Annotated in this window: 19 protein-coding genes; 11 read left to right on the top strand and 8 right to left on the bottom strand. The window is 59.6% G+C overall.

What is annotated here, in order from left to right; genetic code table 11:
• Positions 1-38: 38 nt before the first annotated feature.
• A complete protein-coding gene (locus CX511_RS15620) occupies positions 39-254 on the top strand; it encodes a TOBE domain-containing protein (RefSeq protein ID WP_010227092.1) in 216 nt (71 codons plus the stop codon).
• 78 nt (positions 255-332) lie between these two features.
• Here the strand turns inward: CX511_RS15620 and CX511_RS15615 are convergent, their stop codons facing one another.
• Positions 333-1,754 carry a purine-cytosine permease family protein gene (locus CX511_RS15615; protein WP_101293531.1) on the bottom strand — a complete coding sequence of 474 codons (1,422 nt, stop codon included), beginning with the start codon at positions 1,752-1,754 and terminating at the stop codon, positions 333-335.
• Between the two features lie 145 nt (positions 1,755-1,899).
• The gene (locus CX511_RS15610; protein WP_045183161.1) at positions 1,900-2,787 is read right to left on the bottom strand and encodes a LysR family transcriptional regulator; all 888 of its coding nucleotides are present in this window, start codon (positions 2,785-2,787) and stop codon (positions 1,900-1,902) included.
• A 240-nt stretch (positions 2,788-3,027) separates the two neighbouring features.
• Between CX511_RS15610 and moaB the strand changes: the two genes are divergently transcribed.
• Together moaB and CX511_RS15600 are read left to right on the top strand one after the other, a co-directional pair.
• Positions 3,028-3,567 (top strand): molybdenum cofactor biosynthesis protein B, encoded by a 540-nt coding sequence (gene moaB, locus CX511_RS15605; protein WP_101293530.1) that lies wholly within the window; start codon positions 3,028-3,030, stop codon positions 3,565-3,567.
• Complete coding sequence (locus CX511_RS15600; protein ID WP_101293529.1) at positions 3,564-4,589, top strand: molybdopterin molybdotransferase MoeA; 1,026 nt, start codon at positions 3,564-3,566, stop codon at positions 4,587-4,589. Before moaB ends, CX511_RS15600 begins: the two co-directional genes overlap by 4 nt.
• A gap of 249 nt (positions 4,590-4,838) precedes the next feature.
• On the opposite strand, the gene CX511_RS15595 is transcribed toward CX511_RS15600, so the two are convergent.
• Together CX511_RS15595 and moaA are read right to left on the bottom strand one after the other, a co-directional pair.
• Entirely contained in the window at positions 4,839-5,738 is a 900-nt protein-coding gene (locus CX511_RS15595) for a bestrophin family protein (RefSeq protein ID WP_045183157.1), read from the bottom strand.
• A 26-nt stretch (positions 5,739-5,764) separates the two neighbouring features.
• A complete protein-coding gene (gene moaA, locus CX511_RS15590; protein ID WP_082071310.1) occupies positions 5,765-6,769 on the bottom strand; it encodes a GTP 3',8-cyclase MoaA in 1,005 nt (334 codons plus the stop codon).
• Between the two features lie 414 nt (positions 6,770-7,183).
• On the opposite strand from moaA, the gene CX511_RS15585 reads away from it, so the two are divergent.
• The 6 genes from CX511_RS15585 to CX511_RS15560 all read left to right on the top strand — a co-directional run bounded on the left by CX511_RS15585 (position 7,184) and on the right by CX511_RS15560 (position 13,232).
• A complete protein-coding gene (locus CX511_RS15585; RefSeq protein WP_045183153.1) occupies positions 7,184-9,508 on the top strand; it encodes an FdhF/YdeP family oxidoreductase in 2,325 nt (774 codons plus the stop codon).
• 103 nt (positions 9,509-9,611) lie between these two features.
• On the top strand, positions 9,612-11,003 hold the full coding sequence (locus tag CX511_RS15580; RefSeq protein ID WP_101293528.1) for a cytochrome ubiquinol oxidase subunit I: 1,392 nt from the start codon (positions 9,612-9,614) through the stop codon (positions 11,001-11,003).
• A gap of 13 nt (positions 11,004-11,016) precedes the next feature.
• Positions 11,017-12,033 (top strand): cytochrome d ubiquinol oxidase subunit II, encoded by a 1,017-nt coding sequence (gene cydB / locus CX511_RS15575; protein ID WP_101293527.1) that lies wholly within the window; start codon positions 11,017-11,019, stop codon positions 12,031-12,033.
• An 82-nt stretch (positions 12,034-12,115) separates the two neighbouring features.
• Positions 12,116-12,436: a YbjQ family protein gene (locus CX511_RS15570; RefSeq protein ID WP_045183147.1), complete on the top strand. Its 321-nt coding sequence runs from the start codon at positions 12,116-12,118 to the stop codon at positions 12,434-12,436.
• 162 nt (positions 12,437-12,598) lie between these two features.
• Positions 12,599-12,787, top strand: a complete 189-nt coding sequence (locus CX511_RS15565) for a hypothetical protein (RefSeq protein ID WP_045183145.1) — start codon at positions 12,599-12,601, stop codon at positions 12,785-12,787.
• 142 nt (positions 12,788-12,929) lie between these two features.
• Positions 12,930-13,232: a hypothetical protein gene (locus CX511_RS15560; RefSeq protein ID WP_045183143.1), complete on the top strand. Its 303-nt coding sequence runs from the start codon at positions 12,930-12,932 to the stop codon at positions 13,230-13,232.
• Here the strand turns inward: CX511_RS15560 and CX511_RS15555 are convergent.
• Both CX511_RS15555 and CX511_RS15550 read right to left on the bottom strand, forming a co-directional pair.
• On the bottom strand, positions 13,223-13,645 hold the full coding sequence (locus CX511_RS15555) for a group II truncated hemoglobin (RefSeq protein WP_045183141.1): 423 nt from the start codon (positions 13,643-13,645) through the stop codon (positions 13,223-13,225). The genes CX511_RS15560 and CX511_RS15555 overlap by 10 nt on opposite strands.
• A gap of 224 nt (positions 13,646-13,869) precedes the next feature.
• The gene (locus tag CX511_RS15550) at positions 13,870-14,202 is read right to left on the bottom strand and encodes a hypothetical protein (RefSeq protein WP_082071309.1); all 333 of its coding nucleotides are present in this window, start codon (positions 14,200-14,202) and stop codon (positions 13,870-13,872) included.
• A 360-nt stretch (positions 14,203-14,562) separates the two neighbouring features.
• Here CX511_RS15550 and CX511_RS15545 point away from each other — a divergent pair, with 360 nt between their 5' ends.
• The gene (locus CX511_RS15545) at positions 14,563-16,053 is read left to right on the top strand and encodes a DASS family sodium-coupled anion symporter (protein WP_045183139.1); all 1,491 of its coding nucleotides are present in this window, start codon (positions 14,563-14,565) and stop codon (positions 16,051-16,053) included.
• Positions 16,054-16,202: 149 nt separating this feature from the next.
• Here the strand turns inward: CX511_RS15545 and CX511_RS15540 are convergent, their stop codons facing one another.
• Entirely contained in the window at positions 16,203-16,751 is a 549-nt protein-coding gene (locus CX511_RS15540; protein ID WP_045183137.1) for a cupin domain-containing protein, read from the bottom strand.
• A gap of 58 nt (positions 16,752-16,809) precedes the next feature.
• A complete protein-coding gene (locus CX511_RS15535; RefSeq protein WP_045183136.1) occupies positions 16,810-18,039 on the bottom strand; it encodes an MFS transporter in 1,230 nt (409 codons plus the stop codon).
• A 148-nt stretch (positions 18,040-18,187) separates the two neighbouring features.
• On the opposite strand from CX511_RS15535, the gene CX511_RS15530 reads away from it, so the two are divergent.
• Positions 18,188-20,449, top strand: a complete 2,262-nt coding sequence (locus tag CX511_RS15530; protein WP_101293526.1) for a KAP family P-loop NTPase fold protein — start codon at positions 18,188-18,190, stop codon at positions 20,447-20,449.
• Positions 20,450-20,454 lie beyond the last annotated feature (5 nt).

The following is a 20,454-nucleotide window of genomic DNA, read 5'->3' as shown; positions in this document are numbered from 1 at the left end:
ACTGCGCGGCAGTGCACCCCGGAACGAGGAAGCAGAGCATGACCATCAAGGCGATCAACGTACGCAATCAGTTCAAGGGCACGGTCAAGGAGATCATCGAAGGGCCCGTAGTATCGGAGATCGATGTGCAGACCTCGGCGGGTATCGTCACCTCGGTGATCACCACCCGTTCGGTACACGAGCTGGAGTTGCGGGTGGGCAGTGAAGTGATTGCCTTTGTGAAATCTACCGAGGTGTCGATCGCCAAATTATGAGGCGTTGCGCGGGTTGTACTGAGAGCGGCGAACGCTTGTTGCACACCATCAAGGTGGTGGGCAACAAGTCAGTTCAACTCAGGAACCGGCCGCTTCGGGCAGGATCATCCGCGCCGGTGCCTGTGCTGCCTTGCCCCGGGCCACCAGGTAATACAACACGCTCGGCACCACCAGGCCGATGATCCACGACACATCGACACCGCCCAAGTGCGCAACCATGGGGCCGGTGTAGAGCTTGGTGGAAATGAACGGCATCTGCACCAGCACACCTATGGTGTAGACGATGATGCCGGGCATGTTCCAGCGTCCGTAACGGCCATTGGGATCGGCCAATGCTGGCACGTCATAACGTTCTTTGGTAATGAAGTAGTAGTCCACCAGGTTGACCGCGCTCCAGGGCACGAAGAAGGTCAGCAGGAACAGGATGAACAACTTGAACGCGGCAAGGAACGAGTGCTGGCCGAGCAGGGCTATCAGGGTCGAGGCACCGACGATGGCCAGCACAAAGAACAGGCGCTGGCGGCGGCTGACTTCAATATGCCCGCGAAAGCCACTAATGATGGTGGCAATGCACATGAAGCTGCCATAGGAGTTGAGGGTCGAGATGGTCACCTTGCCGAAGGCGATGCTGAAGTACAGCAACGCGGCGGTGGCACCAGTGCCGCCCAGGCCGACGATATAGGCTACCTCGCGACCGGAGAACTGGCCGTTGGCGATGGCGGCGGCAAACACACCGAGCACCATCGACGCCTGTGAGCCGACCACCGAACCCAGGCCTGCGGCAAGGAAGGTTTTGAACGACGAGGTGTTGCTTGGCAGGTAGCGCGAGTAGTCCGCCACATAAGGCCCGAAGGAGATCTGCCAGGACGCCGACAACGACACCGCGAGCAGGAACGAGGCCCAGGTGAAGTGACGGTTTTCCAGCAGTACGCCGATATCAGTGATGACCATGATGCGGCTGAACAAATAGACGAAGGCGATGATCCCCAAGACGCTGGCGATGCGGCCAATCCAGTGAATCATGCGGTAGCCGAACACTGTTGCCAGGACGATCACCGCCGCAAAGATCAGGATCCCGGCGCTGTCACTGACGCTGAGCAACTGGCCGATGGCCTGGCCCGACAGTACTGTGCCGGTGGCGGTGAAGCCCAGGTACATCAGGCACACCAGGGCAATCGGGATTGCCGCGCCATAGACACCGAATTGCACCCGGCTGGAGATCATCTGCGGCAGACCCAGCTTGGGCCCCTGGGCGGCATGCAGGGCCATCACTGCGCCACCGACCAATTGACCGATCAGCAAGCCGATCAATGACCAGAACACATCGCCACCGAGCACCACGGCCAAGGCGCCGGTAACGATTGCGGTGATCTGCAGGTTGGCACCCAGCCACAGGGTGAACTGACTATAGAGGCGTCCGTGCCGTTCGTTTTCCGGAATGTAGTCAATCGAGCGGCGCTCGATCAAGGGTTTGCTGCGCGGGGCGCTGGCCTGGGACATTGCTCGTGATCTCCGCATCTTTTTGTTGTTGGGCGGTCGGGTCGTCGGCGCAACGCAGGGCCGGCGACGCCAGCCGATATGAGCATGTACATACAACTACAGTCAAGTGAATGTATCTGAGTGTTGCGAGCTGTCTGAATGTCCTCTAGAGAGCGTCGAGCAGGGTTTTGACTTCGGCGAAACACTTTTCAGCGAGGGCCGAACGCGGCTCGCTGCGGCGCAGCAGCAGGCCAATCGGCGCATGCACGCTGGCGCTGGCAATCGGTACGATGCTGATGTGTTCGCTCAACTCGTCGAGCCCGCAGTTGAGCGGCATGATCGCGCAGCAGATGCCGGCGCAGATTGCCTGAATCAACTGGTAGGTGGAGTCGCTCTCCAGTACCGGCTGAGGATGCAGGCCGCGGCTTCTGAAGCTCAGGTCCACGGACTGGCGGTAGTGCATGCCCTCCGACAGCATGCCCAAGGGCAGGTCGCTGATGGCCTCCCAGGGCAGCTCGGTCTGCTCAAAGTGGTAATGGCGAGTGTCGTACAGCAACCCCATGCTGGTGGCGCCCAGCTCGATAACCTCGAAGAAGCTGGTGTTGATCTGGTCCAGGTAGCAGATACCCAGGTCCAGTTGGTTGCGGCTCAAACCATCGATGACCTGCTCCGAGCTCAACGACGAAAGCTGGAAGTGCAGCTCCGGGTAGCGCTGGGCCAGTGGTGTCAGGAAACTCATCGGGTTGATGCTCGACAGCGGCACCATCCCTAAACGCAGGTTACCGACGATCTGCCCGCGGCAACTGGCGGCTTCGGCCTGCAGGCCGTCATAGGCGGCCAGCAGGGTACGGGCCCAGGCCAGGATGCGCTCGCCGGCTTCAGTGAAACCTTCGAAACGTTGGCCACGGGTGACCAGTACCAGGTCCAGTTCATCTTCCAGGTTGCGCAGGCGCATGGACAGCGTCGGTTGGGTGATATGGCACAGTGCTGCGGCCTGGCCAAAGTGTCTGGTCTTATCCAGGGCGATGAGAAACTTGAGTTGTTTGATGTCCATGGTGCGGCCTGGCAAGGAATGTGGAATTGAGCATAGCGCGGTTGCGCAACCCTACTGCCAGGCGCCAAAGACGTCCAATGGGCCGTGTTGACTATGTGATAGCTACGGTCGATGAAGTGAGGCGTTGGGGCGTGTGCCAATAGAGGAAGTCGATAGGGTGTTGTGAACTATCGATTGGACGGTGTTTCTATTAGTCACTAGTTTTCCCCGACGATTATTCTTCGTTGGTGAGGCTATGACATGAGTGTGAAATTGGATGCGGCTTTTGTACCGATCAACATCGTCGTACTAACCGTCAGTGACACGCGAACCTTCGAGACCGATACCTCTGGTGAGTTGCTGGCGACCCGCGCCGTGGAAATGGGCCATCGCTTGGTGGCGCGTGAATTGGTCAAGGACGATGTCTATAAAATCCGTGCCCAGGTGGCCACCTGGATTGCCGATGAGCAGGTCCAGGTTGTGTTGGTTACCGGCGGCACCGGCTTTACTGCCCGAGACAGCACCCCCGAGGCCGTGGCCTGCTTGCTCGACAAGCGCATCGATGGATTCGGTGAGTTGTTCCGTGCCTTGTCGATCCTCGACATCGGCACCTCCACCGTACAGACCCGCGCCTTGGCCGGGCTGGCCAACGGCACCCTGGTGTGTTGCCTGCCAGGCTCGACGGGTGCCTGCCGCACGGCGTGGGAAGGCATCCTGGCCGAGCAACTCGATGCACGCCATCGCCCGTGTAACTTTGTCGCCCACCTCAAACTTGGCAACCTGTGCGAGTCGCGCCAATGAAAGGCGGTGCGCTGATCTCGGTCGATCAGGCCCTCGAACAACTGATGCTGTTCGCGGCACAGGCGCCGATTACCGCCGTTGAGGAGGTCCCTCTGGCCGACGCGGATGGTCGGGTGCTGGCCCGTGACGTGCAGGCGCGTATCGATTCGCCCCCTTGGTCGAACAGTGCTATGGATGGCTATGCCTTTAACCTGAACGATGCTGCGAGCGGCCCTTTGCCCGTGTCGCAGACGGTGTTTGCCGGTCAGGCGGGTGAACCTCTGTTACCCGGCACCTGCGCGCGTATCTTCACGGGAGCGCCGGTGCCTCGGAGCGCTAACTGTGTTCAGCTCCAGGAGAACTGTGAGGTCCTGGGAAGCGGCAAGGTTCAGATGCAAGGCGCGTTGCGTGAAGGCGCTAACATTCGCGTCCAAGGCAATGAAATTGGCGCTGGTGAACCTCTGCTGCAGGGCGGCTCGGTGTTGAGCCCGGTCGCCCTCGGGGTGTTGGCCTCCCAGGGCATCTATCGTGTTGCGGTTGTCCGTCGGCCCAAGGTCGCGCTGTTGTCCACGGGTGACGAGTTGGTGACGGAGGGCGAGGTTCCGGGCGCAGGTCAGATCCACGAAAGTAACCGGCTGGTGCTCAAGGCGCTGCTGGTTCGTCTGGGCTGCGAGGTTGTTGACCTGGGGATTGTCAAAGACGATCCGGGGCTGATCCGTAGTGCCCTCGAACAGGCTGTCACGGCCGATCTGATTATCAGCAGTGGAGGCGTATCAGTGGGCGATGCCGATTATATCGCCAGCCTGTTGCGTGAATCGGGCGAACTGCTGCTGTGGAAGTTGGCGATCAAGCCTGGAAAACCCTTTACCTTTGCCCACTTCAACAACGTGCCTTTTATTGGTTTGCCGGGTAACCCGGGATCCTCGTTGGTGACCTTCCTGCTCCTGGCCCGTCCTTCTGGTCTGATGGTTTTCTGGAAGTGCCGATGGGTACGACTTTTGAGCCGGGCGATCTGCTTGACTTCATTCCCTTCGCCAGCTTGATGGTTGTGTAGTTACCGTTGTGGGAGAGTCTGCTTTGTTGGCGACGGCAGCGGCTTGCACCACGGGCTGTAGCCGCTGCCGAGGTACGAGGCTGCGATCGACTGCAGAGCAGTCGCAACTTAGGCACCTGGTTGGACCTGACGCATCGCGGTGGCCAGGTTTTGCGGGCGTTTCACGCCCGATCGCAGCCTGACGGCAGCGGCTACGAGGGCCAGTCCCGTAAAGAGCCTGAAAAACTACCACCGCTCTTCAACTCAACACAAAGTCCACCGGTTGCAAGGGCGGGGGCAGCTCGGTATGTCCGGTTGCAGAGAGTATTTCCCGCTCAATCGTCCTGACCATGGCGTCGGTCGGCAGGTCATTTTCGTCGCGCCCAAACGGGTCCTCCAGTTCATCACTGATGGCATCCAGGCCGAAGAAGGTGTAGCTGACAATGGCGGTGAAGATCGGCGCCAACCAGCCCAGTGGCTGGGCCATGGCGAAGGGCAGCAGGACGCAGAAGATGTAGATCGTTCGATGCAGCAATAAGGTATAGGGGAAGGGCAAGGGTGTGCTCTTGATGCGTTCGCACACCGCCTGCGCTTCGGACAGCCCGCGCAGGCGCTGCTCCAGGGTCACGTAGCGCCATTCGCTGATGATGTGGTCTTCGGCCAGGCGCGAACAGACCCTGCCGGTGTCCTGCAAGATCCCGTCACTGACGTTGTGGGCAGCAAGGCTGAACACCCCAGGCACCCAGATGCGTGCAGCTTGTTGCTCATCCTCGCCGCGCAACCTGGCGTTCAGCGCATGGGCATAGCCACACAGGCCCAGCAGCAGGCTTTCGCGCAGTTTAGGATCAGCGATCACGCAGCTTTCGCGGACAAACGAACGTATTTCGATGATCACCTGGCCCCAGGCTTTACGGCCTTCCCACCAGCGCTCGTAGCAGGCGTTGTTGCGAAAGCTCATGAAGATCGACAGCGACAGACCAAGCAGGGTAAAGGGCGTGGCATTGACCCGGGAAAACAAGGTCGGGTGCAGGTTCTCGATCAGCACGATCAATGAAGCCAGCAGGGTGACCATGATGCAGCGCCGGGCAATGCGCTTGGCAATGGAGCCTTTGAGGGTAATCAGGATATTGAGCAGGTTGGGTTTGGGGTGAACGATCATGGGGGGCTCATTTGCGAAAGTAGCGGCTAGCCGCCAGTCATGTTCATGAAGCGCAGAATCTGCACATCGCCGTTGATGTCGAAGTGGTGGCGGTAAGGCTTGAGGGTCATGGCATCGCGAATGGCCTTGTCCAGCCGTGCGCTGTCGCCCGGGTGAGCGCGCAAGACTTGCTTGAGGTCGCTGGCGTGCTCGTTGCCCAGGCACAGCAACAGGCGCCCCTCGACTGTCAGGCGTACGCGGTTGCAGGTGCCGCAGAAGTTATGACTGTGGGGCGAAATGAAGCCGATGCGGATCTGCGGCGCTTCGGCCAGGCGCCAATAACGTGAAGGGCCTTGCGTGGATTCGGCCGATTCGATCAAGGTGAATTGTTCCGCGATGCGTGCGCGAACTTCATCACTGGAGCAGTAGGATTCGCTGCGCTGGTGCTCACTGATCACGCCCAGGGGCATCTCTTCGATGAAGGAGATGTCCAGTTCGCGGTCGATGGCAAAGCGCACCAGGTCGTTGATCTCGCCGTCGTTGCGGCCCTTGAGCACCACGCAATTGAGCTTGGTACGACGAAAGCCGGCGGCGCGTGCCGCGTCGATGCCGGCAATCACCTGGTGCAGGTCACCGGTACGCGTGAGTGCCTTGAAGCGCTCAGGGTCGAGGCTGTCGAGGCTGATGTTCAGGCGCGACAGACCGGCTTCGTACAAGGGTTTGGCCAGGCGCCCGAGTTGTGAGCCATTGCTGGTCATGCACAGCTCGCGCAAGCCCGGCAAAGCCGCAACCCGTGCGCATAATTCGACAATACCGCTGCGCACCAGTGGCTCGCCACCGGTCAGGCGGATCTTACGGGTGCCCATGGCCACGAAGCGCTCGGCGACCTGATACAGCTCTTCGAGCGTCAAGATGCGTTGGCGCGGTAAAAACTGCATGTCTTCAGCCATGCAATATACACAACGGAAGTCGCAGCGATCAGTAACCGACATCCTCAGATAATCAATCTTTCGATTAAAGCCATCGACCAGAGTTTTGTTGTGTGCATTCACGATGGCATTACCTCGTTTAATCGAATATCGGTTGTTGCGGTGAATGCACTCTAGGCAATTTCTTAACTAAAAGTGCGGTGTTGTATCGAGCATAGGGAGGCGCAGAGGTGGCGTCAAATTGCTTTTAGTGACCATGTGATAAGTGCCGTCTATCGGCGCTGTAGGGCTCGTATTTCGTGGGGTTTGGCCGTGATAGAGGGTTTTGATCGGTCTGTCATTACTTTCGATTGGACGCACGCGAACGGGCCCAATAGTCTGTAAGTGTGAAATAAGTTGAAAGCCAGTGGGCATTCGCCTAACTGCTATTCGAACAGCGCCAGTTAATTGTTTTGCGCGGAGTTATCCGTGTCGCAACATGGCCTGCGCTTGCCTGGAGATTAATAAATCTCTGCGTGCACATCGAGGAATCCCGTGATGAGTCAAGACGAACACATCAAAAACTATAATGCCCCGGCCGCTGGATGGGGGGCGCTGAAAAGCGTGACCAAGAGCTGGCTGGGCAGTGAAAATGCCTTCAAAAACCTGCGGGCGATGCTCAAGACCAACCAGAATGGCGGCTTCGATTGCCCTGGGTGTGCCTGGGGTGAGTCCCCTGAAGATGGCATGGTCAAGTTCTGTGAAAACGGTGCCAAGGCGGTCAACTGGGAGTCCACGGGGCGTTCGGTCGACCCGACGTTCTTCTCCCGTTACAGCGTCAGCGCACTGGCCGATCAGACCGATTACTGGCTCGAATATCAAGGGCGTCTGACCCATCCGATGCGCTATGACGCTGCCACCGATCATTACGTTGAAACTTCGTGGGACGAGGCGTTTGCCCTGGTTGCACGTCACCTCAACGGGCTGGACTCGCCCCACCAGGCCGAGTTCTACACCTCCGGCCGGGCCAGCAATGAGGCGGCGTATCTTTATCAGCTGTTTGTACGCGCATTTGGTACCAACAACTTTCCCGACTGTTCGAACATGTGCCATGAGGCCAGCGGGGTAGGGATGGGCGAAACCCTGGGCGTAGGCAAAGGCACGGTGGTCTTTCATGACCTGGAGGAGGCTGACGCAATTTTCGTCATCGGCCAGAACCCCGGCACCAACCACCCGCGCATGCTTGAACCCCTGCGTGAAGCGGTCAAGCGTGGCGCCCAGGTGGTGTGCTTCAACCCGCTCAAGGAGCGCGGTCTGGAACGCTTCCAGCATCCACAACATCCTTTCGAGATGCTCAGCAATGGTTCCGAACCGACCAATACTGCGTATTTCCGGCCTGCCTTGGGCGGCGATATGGCGGTAATGCGCGGCATTGCCAAGTTCTTGCTTACTTGGGAGCGCGAAGCCCAGGCCAAGGGCGAGCCAGCGGTTTTCGATCATGCCTTTATTGCCGAGCATACCTCGGGCCTGGACGCCTACCTGGCGCAAGTTGATGCCACCCCCTGGGCGCACATCGTTGAACAATCTGGCTTGAGTCTGGCTGAGCTGGAGCTGGCCGCACGCATGTACCGGCGAGCCGAGCGGGTGGTCATGTGCTGGGCCATGGGCGTTACCCAGCACCGTCACTCGGTGCCGACAGTGCAAGAAATCATCAACCTGCAATTGCTGCGCGGCAACGTCGGCAAGCCGGGGGCCGGACTGTCGCCGGTACGGGGTCACAGTAACGTGCAGGGTGACCGCACCATGGGTATCGACGAGCAACCACCCGAGTGGCTGCTGGATGCACTGGAGCAGCGTTTCAAGTTTCAGGTCCCGCGCCTGCATGGCCACAACGCCGTGTTGGCGATTCAGGCGATGGAGGCCAAACGCGCCAAAGTGTTTATCGCCCTGGGTGGCAACTTCGCCCAGGCCACGCCTGACAGCCCGCGTACTCATGATGCACTGCGCAATTGCGACCTGACGGTGCATATCGCGACCAAACTCAACCGATCACACCTGGTCACCGGCCGCGAGGCGTTGATCCTGCCGTGCCTGGGGCGGACTGAAATCGACGTGCAGGCCGAAGGTCCGCAAGGCGTCACCGTGGAAGACACCTTCAGCATGGTGCATATCTCCTACGGCCAGCTCAGACCGCGCTCGCCGTTGCTGCGCTCTGAACCCTCGATCATCGCTGGCATTGCCAAAGCCACGCTCGGCGACCAGCCGATCGACTGGGAATGGACCGTGGCTGATTACAGCCGTATTCGCGACCTGATCGCTGACACCATTCCAGGGTTCGAGGATTTCAATGCCCGCCTGCAGCATCCCGGCGGCTTTCATTTGAGCAACCCCGCAGCGGCGCGGCAATGGCACACCGCCACGGGCAAGGCCCAGTTCACCCCCAGCCTGTTGCCACAGCAGCTGGTTAACGAAGCCGTATTGGCGCGGGGCGACAAGCCCGACCTGGTGCTGCAGACCCTGCGCTCCCATGACCAGTACAACACCACCCTGTATGGGCTGGACGACCGTTATCGGGGCGTGTTTGGTCTGCGTGAAGTGATCTTTGCCAATGAGCAGGATATCCGCCGCCTGGGCTTTGAGCCCGGCGAGAAGGTCGACCTGGTGTCGCTCTGGGAGGATGACCGTGAGCGTCGTGTCAGCGGCTTTACCCTGGTGGCGTACGACATTCCCAGTGGTCAGGCCGCAGCGTACTACCCCGAGACCAATCCACTGGTGCCGCTGGAAAGTTACGGTGACCGGACCTTCACCCCGACCTCGAAATTCATCGCCATCAAGCTCGAAAAAGCGCGGGGCAGCAACCGCATTCCCTCGGCGACCGTGTAACCGTTTCGCGGTTTGCTCTTATTGACCTGAAGTGTTGACCGCCGGCAGTAGCCCTTGTGGCTGCTGCCTCCGGGCGTGTCGACGCGTCTCTAAGGATTTGCTCATGACTACTCTGGGTGCGTTGGACCTGGCGCGGATTCAATTCGCGTTCACGGTCTCGTTCCACATCATTTTCCCGGCCATCACCATCGGCCTGGCCAGTTTTCTGGCTGTGCTCGAAGGTTGCTGGCTGAAGACCAACAACCGGGTCTACAAAGACCTTTATCATTTCTGGTCGAAAATCTTTGCGGTCAACTTTGGTATGGGCGTGGTCTCGGGCCTGGTCATGGCCTACGAGTTCGGCACCAACTGGGCACGCTTCTCCGATTTTGCCGGCAGCGTTACCGGCCCTTTGCTGACCTACGAGGTGCTCACGGCGTTCTTCCTCGAAGCCGGCTTCCTCGGGGTGATGCTGTTCGGCTGGGACCGGGTAGGGCGACGCCTGCATTTCTTTGCCACGGTGATGGTGGCTATTGGCACACTGATCTCGATGTTCTGGATCCTGTCGTCCAACAGCTGGATGCAAACGCCGCAAGGGATCGAAATCATCGATGGCCGGGTGGCCCCGGTGGACTGGTTCAAGATCGTCTTCAACCCCTCCTTCCCCTATCGCCTGATGCACATGGCACTGGCCGCGTTCCTGTCCACGGCATTCATTGTCGGCGCCTCGGCAGCCTGGCACCTGTTGCGCGGCAATGACTCGCCGCAGATCAGGAAGATGCTGTCCATGGCCATGTGGATGATCCTGATTGCCACACCGGTACAGATCGTCGTCGGTGACGCCCATGGCCTGAACACCCTAGAGCATCAACCGGCGAAAATCGCCGCCATCGAAGGGCACTGGGAAAACACACCGGGTGAGCCGTCCCCCCTGGTGTTGTTCGGCCTGCCGGACATGGACGCCGAGACCACGCATTACGCCATCGAAGTGCCGTACCTGGGCAGCTTGATCCTCACCCACAGCCTGGACAAGCAGATCCCGGCGCTGAAGAGTTTCGCCAAGCAAGACCGGCCTAACTCCACCATCATTTTCTGGAGTTTCCGGGTCATGGCCGGGCTGGGCATGCTGATGCTCGGCTGCGCATTGCTGGCGCTGGTGCTGCGGCGCAAGGGCGCGCTGTACCGCAACAAGGTGTTCCTGTGGTTCGCGTTGCTGATGGGGCCATCCGGTCTGATTGCATTGCTGGCCGGCTGGTTCACCACCGAAGTGGGCCGCCAGCCCTGGGTGGTCTACGGCATGTTGCGCACCACCGAGGCGGCATCCAACCACAGCGCCACACAGATGAGCGTGACCCTGGCGCTGTTCGTGGTCATTTACTTCTCGGTGTTTACCGTCGGTATCGGCTACATGATGCGGCTGGTGCGCAAGGGGCCAATGGCCTTGGCCAGCCATGACGCCGCACACGCCGACAACTTGCTTGCAACTGCCCGCAGACCGCTGTCTGCCGCCGACTGAGAGGGATTGGAACATGGCAATTCAAGGTATCGACCTGTCGATCATCTGGGGTGTCATCATCGCCTTCGGCCTGATGATGTACGTGATTATGGATGGCTTTGACCTGGGGCTGGGGATCCTTTTTCCGCTGATCTCAGACGCGCTTGAACGCGATGTCATGATGAACACCGTCGCGCCGGTCTGGGACGGCAACGAGACGTGGGCGGTGCTCGGCGCTGCGGCATTGTATGGCGCATTTCCGTTGGCTTACTCGGTCATCCTCGAAGCCTTGTACCTGCCACTGGTGCTGGTGCTGGCCGGGCTGATCTTTCGCGGGGTAGCGTTTGAGTTTCGCTTCAAGGCGGATGCGCACAAGCGCCATTGGTGGGACAAGGCATTTATTGGTGGCTCGATCCTGGCGACGTTCTTTCAGGGAGTGGCGATCGGCACCTACATCAACGGCATCCCGGTGGTCGACCGTCAGTTCGCCGGCAGTGCGCTGGACTGGTTGGCGCCGTTCCCGCTGTTCTGTGGTGTGGGCCTGATCCTGACCTATGCGTTGTTGGGTAGCACCTGGTTGTTGATCAAGACCGAAGGCATGCTGGAGTCGCGTATGCGTCACTACAGTCGTCCGCTGGTTTACCTGCTGGCGCTGGTCATCGCAATCATCTGTGCCTGGACGGCATACCTGCATAAGGACATTGCCCAGCGCTGGTTCGGCGCCAGCCATGGGGTCGGTTCTGCGTTCATCGCCTTGTTGGCGCTGGCAGCGGTGGTGGTCATTCAGAAGACCTTGCGCAGGCGCCATTCGCACTTGCCGTTCATGGCGGTCGTTGCCCTGGTGTTCCTCGGTTACCTGGGCCTGGCATTGAGTATCTGGCCGAACATCGTGCCACCTGGCATTAGCCTATGGCAGGCGGCGTCGCCGGCGTCCAGTCAGTTGTTTGCCTTGATTGGGGCGCTGTTCATCATTCCGATCATTCTGGTGTACACCTTCTGGAGCTATCACGTGTTCCGCGGCAAGGTGAAGGTGGGAGATGCTTATCACTAGGGTAAAGCCTGACTTTGCTACCATGGGTGTTTTTCACCGCAGCCGATGGCGGCGGTGGTTGGCAATGGGCTAGGAGAGCAAGATGATTATCACCACCACAGGCACTGTCGAAGGTCGGCAAATCGCCGCGTACCTGGATGTGGTCAGCGCCGAATCGGTCCAGGGCATCAACGTGGTGCGCGATGTGTTCGCAAGCTTTCGCGATTTTTTCGGCGGACGCTCGCAGACCTTGGAAAGCGCCCTGAAAGAGGCCCGGGTACAGGCTACCGATGAGATCAAGGCGCGCGCCCGTAGCCTGCAGGCCGATGCCGTTGTTGGCCTGGACTACGAAATCAGCATGCCGTCAGCCCGTGGCGGGATGGTGGTGGTGTTCGTGACCGGCACGGCGGTCAAGCTGCGTTAACCCATCAGGTGCGACAAAATAGCCCGGCCATTGGTCGGGCTTTTTGTTTTTTGCCTGAGCGGTCCGTAAATGACCGGCTAGTCTCAGAATCACTTGGGTTGGTACTTTTCTGGGCAATCATCTGCTTGCCGGTACCGGTCCTCTGTCAGTGGGAGGCAGGGCATGAGTGAGTTCTACATCGAGGACAACGGCGACGAGTTCCCCATCAACAGCCAGGTGCGTTGCGGTCAGGCGGCCTTCCGTCTGGGCTTTGCCCATATGACCCAGGACGACGCAGACCAGGCCAAACCGTGTCACCTGCAGCGCACCAAGAAGGGCCGATTCATGCCCAGGGTTCCTGTGAAAAAGTGAACCGGTTCACATCACCCCGCCGATTGTCGCGGGGTTTTTTATGCATTGTTTGACCTTGCTCAACGGTTGGGGCATGGGCGCTCGCATGTGACGCGCTTGTATGCCTTACTTGTCCGGCTGCTATCAATACAGGGGGTAAGCGATGCGTATCAGGGAAGAAACATACTGGAAATGGGCCGACGCGCAGCTGCACAGCCGTTGCCATGACGAATTGCTCAGCGACGGCACCAGCATCGATGTTCAGGTCAGGTTATCGCGCACGGGCGCCACGCAATTGTTCCTCGGCGTGTACGCCAGTCATGGCAAGGCGATGGTGGAAGAGTATTACGACCACCGCCCCGGCGAAACCATGACGCGGGCCATGGTCTGGGGAGTGGACCGCGCCAGGGCACTGCTCACCGGGGACTTTCCCGTAGAGCAGGCGCCATTGCGGCGTCAAGCCTGAGGGTGGCGGTTGCGGCTGGCCTGGACAATGCGCTGGGCCGGTACGCGCAATTGACGCAGGAGGTATTCGGCAAATTCTGCAGAATAGCCTTGTAGGGCAATAGCCTGCCCCATGCAACTCAACCAGATTTCGCTGTGGGACTCTTCGATCGGCCAACGGGCATGGAACGCCGGAATCGCGATCGAGCCATAGCGCTCACCAAACAGCGCCGGGCCGCCGAGCCAGCCGCTAAGAAAACAGGCCAGTTTGTCTCGCGAGCTGTCGAGGTTGTCCGGGTGCATCTGGCGCACCGGGCGGGCCTCGGGTGTCTGGTCCATCAATCGGTAGAAATCATCGACCAGCCGGCGCAGGCCATCAATGCCGCCTGCGGCTTGGTAGGAGGCATCGCCGGTGCCGAATGCGGGACTGTTCATGGCAAAGGCTCCTGAGCAAAAGGGGGCATTGTAGCTAGATGCTGTCGTCAATAAAAAAAGGTTCTTCACGAATTATCGTGGGGTGTTCTGGGGCTGGGACACTTCAGTGAGTGCGCGGTGTCTGCATCGCTGGCAAGGCCAGCTCCCACACAGTCATGTTGATCATGCTGAACCATAAAAAAAGCCCGGCGCTTGCGCACCGGGCTTTGTTGTAGCAGCTGTTTTCAGCAGAGGCGGTCGATCACCGCGACGCCAGGTTTGTTTTGCAGCGTCGCCCATTCATGTTGCAGGGTCTGCAGAACACGCCCGACGTACTGGGTGTCGGCGGCGGCTTTCTTGCCGACGTAGCCCTGGCCACGGCGGTACATCTTCAACCGGGCGCGCATGTTCGGTGTACGTTGCTCGAACTGCGCTTCATCGGTCAGTGGCCCCAGGCTGTCCAGGCGCACTTCACCTGATTGGCAAACCCAGAGAATGTGGCTGTCGAGTGTGTCTCTGCGCGCAGCGAACAGCTGGGCCAGTTCGTCAACAGTCGGTTGATTGTTCAGATTCATCATAAAGCCCCCTAGATCATTTAGTTGAGTTCAAACTCGGCGCACGTCATGTAGCGTTGAAAGAAAGCTGCTACAGCAGCGTCACAACTGGGGGCTTTTACCCGCTGCCTTTTGGGCAGTACCCATCCGCATACAGCTCATGGATCCTTCGAGCTGCCTGGAACACCCTTGCCAGTGTCCCCGATCGGGGAGACGACCTCATCATGCAAGGGCCGACGAATGGCGTCAATAGGTTTTGTAGTGATTTTTTAGCGGCACTACATCTTGTCTGACAATACGTGATTCGCCGCTGTTGATGCGTATCAGTTCGTGATGCTGGGAAGTAGACGATCATGGTCACTCATGTATTGCAGGGAGATTCTCATGAGTTCGTCGGCGAGCGCACCAGGTGCGCAATCCACCCCGGTTAAGGTTCCGATTGGCCTGTTGCTAGGGATTGCTGCCCTGATCGGCGTGTTGTTGTTACCGCTGCCGGCTGACTTGCCGGTGGCCGGGCACCGGGTTCTGGCTATCCTGGCCTTTGCGGTGGTGGTGTGGATCAGCGAGGCGGTGTCGTATGAAGCCAGTGCGATCATGATCACTTCGCTGATGGCCTTTCTGCTCGGTACGGCGCCGACAGTCGCCGACCCGTCGGTGACGTACGGGTCCTCGGCGGCTATCAGCCTGGCCCTGACCGGCTTTTCCAACAGCGCGCTGGCCCTAGTGGTCGGCGCCTTGTTCATTGCCGCAGCAATGACGCACACCGGGCTGGATCGGCGTATTGCCTTGGTCACGCTGTCCAGCGTCGGTGTCAGCACCCGACGCATTTTGCTGGGCGCGGTGGCGGTGACCATTTTGCTCAGTCTGGTGGTGCCCAGCGCCACGGCCCGCAGTGCCTGCGTGGTGCCGATCATGATGGGGGTGATTGCTGCCTTTGGCGTCGACAAGCGCTCCAACATCGCCGCCGGGATCATGATTATCGTTGCCCAGGGCACCAGTATCTGGAACATCGGTATTCAGACCGCCGCGGCGCAGAACCTGCTCACCGTGGGTTTCATGGACAAGATGCTGGGGGCGCGGGTGTCATGGATCGACTGGTTGATTGCCGGGGCGCCGTGGGCGGTGATCATGTCCGCCGTGCTGATCTTCATCGTCCTCAAGTTGTTGCCTCCGGAGAGTGACAGCATTCCGGGTGGTAAGGCGGCGGTGAGCAAGAACCTGGCGGAGTTGGGGCCCATGAGCGGGGCGCAGAAGCGCTTGCTCACGGTGTCGGTGCTGTTGCTGCTGGCATGGGCCACAGAGGGCAAGTTACATCATTTTGATACCACCTCGACCACCTATGCGGGGCTGGTGATTCTGTTGTTGCCGCGCATTGGGGTGATGACCTGGAAAGATGTGCAGGCGCGGATTCCGTGGGGCACGGTGATTGTCTTTGGCGTCGGGATCAGCCTGGGCACTACCTTGTTGACCACCCAGGCCGGGCAATGGCTGGGCGCACAGGTGGTGGCCAATACCGGGCTGGATCAACTGGGTACCTTGGGGGTGTTTTCGATCCTGGCAGCGTTTTTGATCCTGATCCATCTGGGCTTTGCCAGTGCGACGGCGCTGACCTCGGCGCTGTTGCCGATTCTGATTGCGGTGCTACAGACCTTGCCGGGGGATTTCAGCCGCCTGGGGATGACCATGGCGTTGGGCTTTGTCGTCAGCTATGGCTTCATTCTGCCGATCAATGCGCCGCAGAACATGGTGTGTCTGGGGACGGAGACCTTCAGCGCCAAGCAGTTTGCCCGGGTGGGCATTCTGGTGACGGTGATTGGTTACCTGCTGATGCTGGTGTTTGCCGCCACCTGGTGGCATTGGTTGGGCTGGATGTAGGTTGGCCATCTGTAGCCGCTGCCGCCAGGCTGCGATCGACTGCAGAGCAGTCGCAACGCGAGCACCGCGTCGGGGCCTGGCGAATCGCGGCGGCCAGGTTTTACGGCCGTTTCACGCCCGATCGCTGCCTGACGGCAGCGGCGTAATGATCAGAAGTTCGCCGGGGTGTTGGCGCTGATGATTTCTGCTTCGTCCTGGCCGATGTTCTTGAAACTATGGGGCAGGGTGGTGGGGAAGTAGTAACCGTCACCCGAGTTGAGGACACTGACCTGGCCATCCACGCGCAATTCGATGGTGCCACGGGTCACCAGGCCGCACTCTTCGCCTTCGGAGTGGACAATCGGCTCGTCTCCGGAATCGGCACCAGGTGCGTACAGTTCGCGCAGCATGCGCATTTGCCGACCTTCAACGCTGGCACCCACCAGCAGCATGCGCAGGCCACTGTTGCCCAGGTCGGGCTGTTCGGTAGAACGGAACACGAAGCGCTCTTCGCGTGGCGGCTCGTCGAAGCTGAAGAACTCTGCGAGGGACATGGGGATGCCTTCGAGCAGTTTTTTCAGGGAACTGACCGAGGGGCTGACGCGGTTCTGCTCGATCTGGGAGATCGTCGAATTTGTCAGCCCGCTACGACGGGCCAGCTCCCGCTGGGAGAGTTTGTTGCGTTCACGCACCAGTTTGAGTCGTGTCCCCGTGTCCATAGCCGCCTTATATATCGAAAATTTTTTGGCGGAGCATTAAAGCACATTCCGTGAAGCTTTAGCGGTCCGCCTGTAGGGACGCGTGACGCGGGTGCGGCCACAGCCCGACCAGTAGCAGCAGTACGGCGACGATCAAGTACGGCAGGCGGGGGTCGGCAGCATAGATCAGGGTCCCGGCCAGGGGGCCGATGACCACGCCCAGGCCTTGTGCGGCGCCAATGGAGCCGGCGGTGGCGCCTTGTTCGGCGGCGTCCATGGCGTTGGCGGCCAACGCCGAAAAGGCCGGAAATACCCAGCCCATGCCACATGCCGAGACAAAGAAGCTGGCCCACAACAGCGGCGCACTCGGGGCAAAGGCGGCAGCGGCAAAACCGAGCGCTGAAAGGCAGGCGCCGAAGCGGATCATACGCAGCGGCGGCCATTGCAACCTGCGCACCAGTATTTGCGCCAGAATCAGCGCTACACCCACCATGGTCAGGGCGATACCGGCGGTTTGAGCCGCGTCCGCCGGGTTCATGTGCAAGCGGTCCAGGGCGAAGAAGCCTACCGTGATCTGCGCCACTGAAACGCCGAGCATGGCCACGAAGGCCACCATCAGCGGCCGGCGCAAGCGTGGATCGGTCAAGCGTACCGGACGGGGTGGTTGCTTGAGGTGCAGTTCCTGACGCTTGAGTTTGCGCAACAGCACCACGAACGCCAGCATTGGCAATAACGCCATCACGTAGAACGGCAGGCTCAAGCTGTGGCGCGCCAGCAAGGCTGCCAGGGCCGGGCCAAGCACCAGGCCAACGGCGTTGGCGGCCCCCAGTGAGGCCAAGGTGCGGGCGCGGTGCTGCGGCGCGACATTGTCGGCAATCAACGCCGCACCGCCCACCGGCAGGGCGGCGTAGAAGGCACCGATCAAGCCACGTCCGATCACCAGGCCGATGAACGCTAGAGTGGCGCTCGGCAATAGCTGTAAGGCGCTATCGATGAACAGGCACAACGCCCAGTACGCCAGCGTAAAACCGGCGGTGCCGAGTAACAGTACTCGGCGCCGTCCCAAGCGATCACTGGCCTGGCCCCAGGGGCGCGCCAGTAGCATCCAAACCACCCCGGCTACTGTCACTGCCGCCCCAGCCTGCCAAGTGGCCAGGCCGAGGGTGCGGGCAATCGGCCCAATCAGCGACACAAAAGCCATCATCGCCATGGTGCAAGCCATGTTGGCGATCAGCAGCGGGCGCAGGTCGAAGCTGGCCTCGTCAGTGCTGGTCGGGATGGGTTGAATGGGGTCCTGTGCGCTGTTCATGGCTATCCAAGGCTGTGGAGACAAGCCCGGTATTGTGCCGCAGGCTGAACAAGATAGCGGGCAAAGAATGCGCAATTATGTTTTTTTAGCTGATATCGATCACGGGTTGCGTATGCTGGCATTTTGATTTTCGAGTCGGCAGGCAAGGATGAAGTTGAACAGGGTTTTTTTTCGCCGCGCAGACGCCACACACGCCCCAACGGTGGGCGCGGAGCTGGCCAATACCCAGGCTGGCCATGACGCGGCCAGGTCCAAGGGCGAAGAGGATGGCCTGGACCGGCTGTGGCTCGCGCAGTCCATGTATCGCACAATCAAGGCTACGCCGGAGGGGTACTCGACGCGTATTGGTTTGTATGGGGAGTGGGGCGCTGGCAAGACGACGGTCCTGAACTTCCTCAGTGAGATCGCGCAAGCCAAGGGGGATGTGGTTGTCCATGTCTCCGCCTGGCGGGCAGTGGATGCGGACAGTTTCGTGAAATCCCTGGGCGATGCGATGAGGGTCAAGATCAAGACGTTGAAAATCGCAGAACCTTGGCACTTGAAATGGAAGCACCGGGTCGCCAAGGCTTCGTCCGCCCTGGCCAACCTGTCCCAGATGACCGGTCAAGCTGCTGGCAAAATAGATAACGACATGGGAACGATGTTCACCATGGGAGCGGCCCTGACCGGAACGGCCGCTACGCATATCCAGCAACGCCTGGAGCTTGACGCTGCTGACCTTGAACCATTGCGAGCCTTGCTCAAGGAGCATCATGTCATTGTCTTTATTGATGACCTTGATCGCGCCGATCCGGTCATTTTGCCAAAAACCCTAATGGCATTGCGCGAGTACCTTGATCTGTCTGGATTCGCGTTTGTCTTGGCATTCGACAAGGCCATCGTCACCCAATCGCTGAAGGCCTATTCACGGGCCTTTTCCTCGTCCCGCCAGGCATTTCTGGACAAGATCATCGACTTTGAGTTCGAGCTCAAGGCGCTGCCTGGACGTTTGTCGACCCAATTTGCAGCCGATACCCTGGCACAGTACTGCGCCTTCATCCCTGAGCAGGACAGAAGCCGCGCCGCCGAGTGGTTCCCAGACAATCCGCGGCTGACACGCACCCTTGCCCGGGAGTTGGGCAGCCTCAAAGCGGTAGCGCTGCGCCATGGTCAGGGTGAACTGAGGTGGGAAGCGATCATTCTGCAGTCGGTGTTGCGCCGTGAGGCACCGGTGTGTGCCGCGATGGTTGAGGCGCGGCTGCTGGGGAAGGGGACTCCGACCTTGGTGTTGGCCCTCAATCAACACAGCAAGAGCGAAGCGATGGAGCTGCTCGTTCAGGCGATCACAGCGTCTGGCTTCAAGCACGGCAGCGAAGCGTTTGATCGCTACACTCGCCTGGTCGTCAAATTGCAGGGGTTGCGTGCGTTTGATACACCTGAGCGAATCCGGTCAGAAATGTTACTCACTTCGCGTGAGCCCTGCTTTACCCAGCAGGAGTTTCTCCAGTTGATCGAACGCTGGCAGCAGTCTCCAGACAATCGGACGCTCGTTGAGGCCTTGAATACGGCTGCTGACGTCGCGTGCACCAGCCCATTGCGGTCTGCGACGATACTGATTGACCTGACGTTGGATCACTACAGTCTGTGTATAGAGCTGATAGCCCAACAAAAATCCGTTGCACAGCGTAGCCACTGGGTCGATCAGGCAGAGCAAACCGCGAGGTTTCTTTGGGGACTGTTGAACACCAGTGACATTAATGACCTGTACACGGCGAGCACCCAAACCACCCTCAGCCTACGGATGCTTGAGCTATTTACCCGCTTCGCACGGCGAGACTGTCCACTGGATGAGCTCTGGTTGCGCTGTATCGAAGGGTGGATGATGCAGCTCCTGGCAGCGCGTTGCCAGGAACAAACCGAGCTGTTCTTTCGCTGCAAAGCCTATGAAAGCAAGGGGCAGGGAGCAGCGAGCATGCCGCCGATTGTTCAGTGTGTGCATACGGTCACGGCCAAGGCAGCGGTTGACGATGCTATCGGATTGTTCAGCGTCACCAACGCGATTCACCTGTGCAGCTATGAGAAGGAACCCTCGCACCGCCTGGAAATGCTCCGCGATGAGCACTCAATGCTGTATTCCAAGCCGCACAAGGCCAGGCTACTCAGGTTATTTGAAGGTGTTGAAGGACGGGAACAACAGTACGTTCTCGCCAAAAATGCCTTGGATTACCTGAGTTTGTTAATTGACCGCAACCATGATTTGAAACGATTTTTTCAGGTTCATCCCGATGTCCTGAGCGGCTGCTGGCGCCTGATTATTGGGGAGGGTTGGCAACAGGAGACCCTGCAACAGTTGCATTGGCTGCGTGACCGGCTACACAACCGGGGCGTTGATGTAACCGGACTACCTGATCCCTGTAGTGCGACCGCCTAGCCGCC

It is taken from the genome of Pseudomonas sp. S06B 330 (assembly GCF_002845275.2).
In the GTDB taxonomy this organism is placed as follows: Bacteria; Pseudomonadota; Gammaproteobacteria; order Pseudomonadales; family Pseudomonadaceae; genus Aquipseudomonas.
The sequence above is the reverse complement of the archived record's forward strand: the minus strand, read 5'-3'. Positions and strand labels throughout refer to the sequence as shown.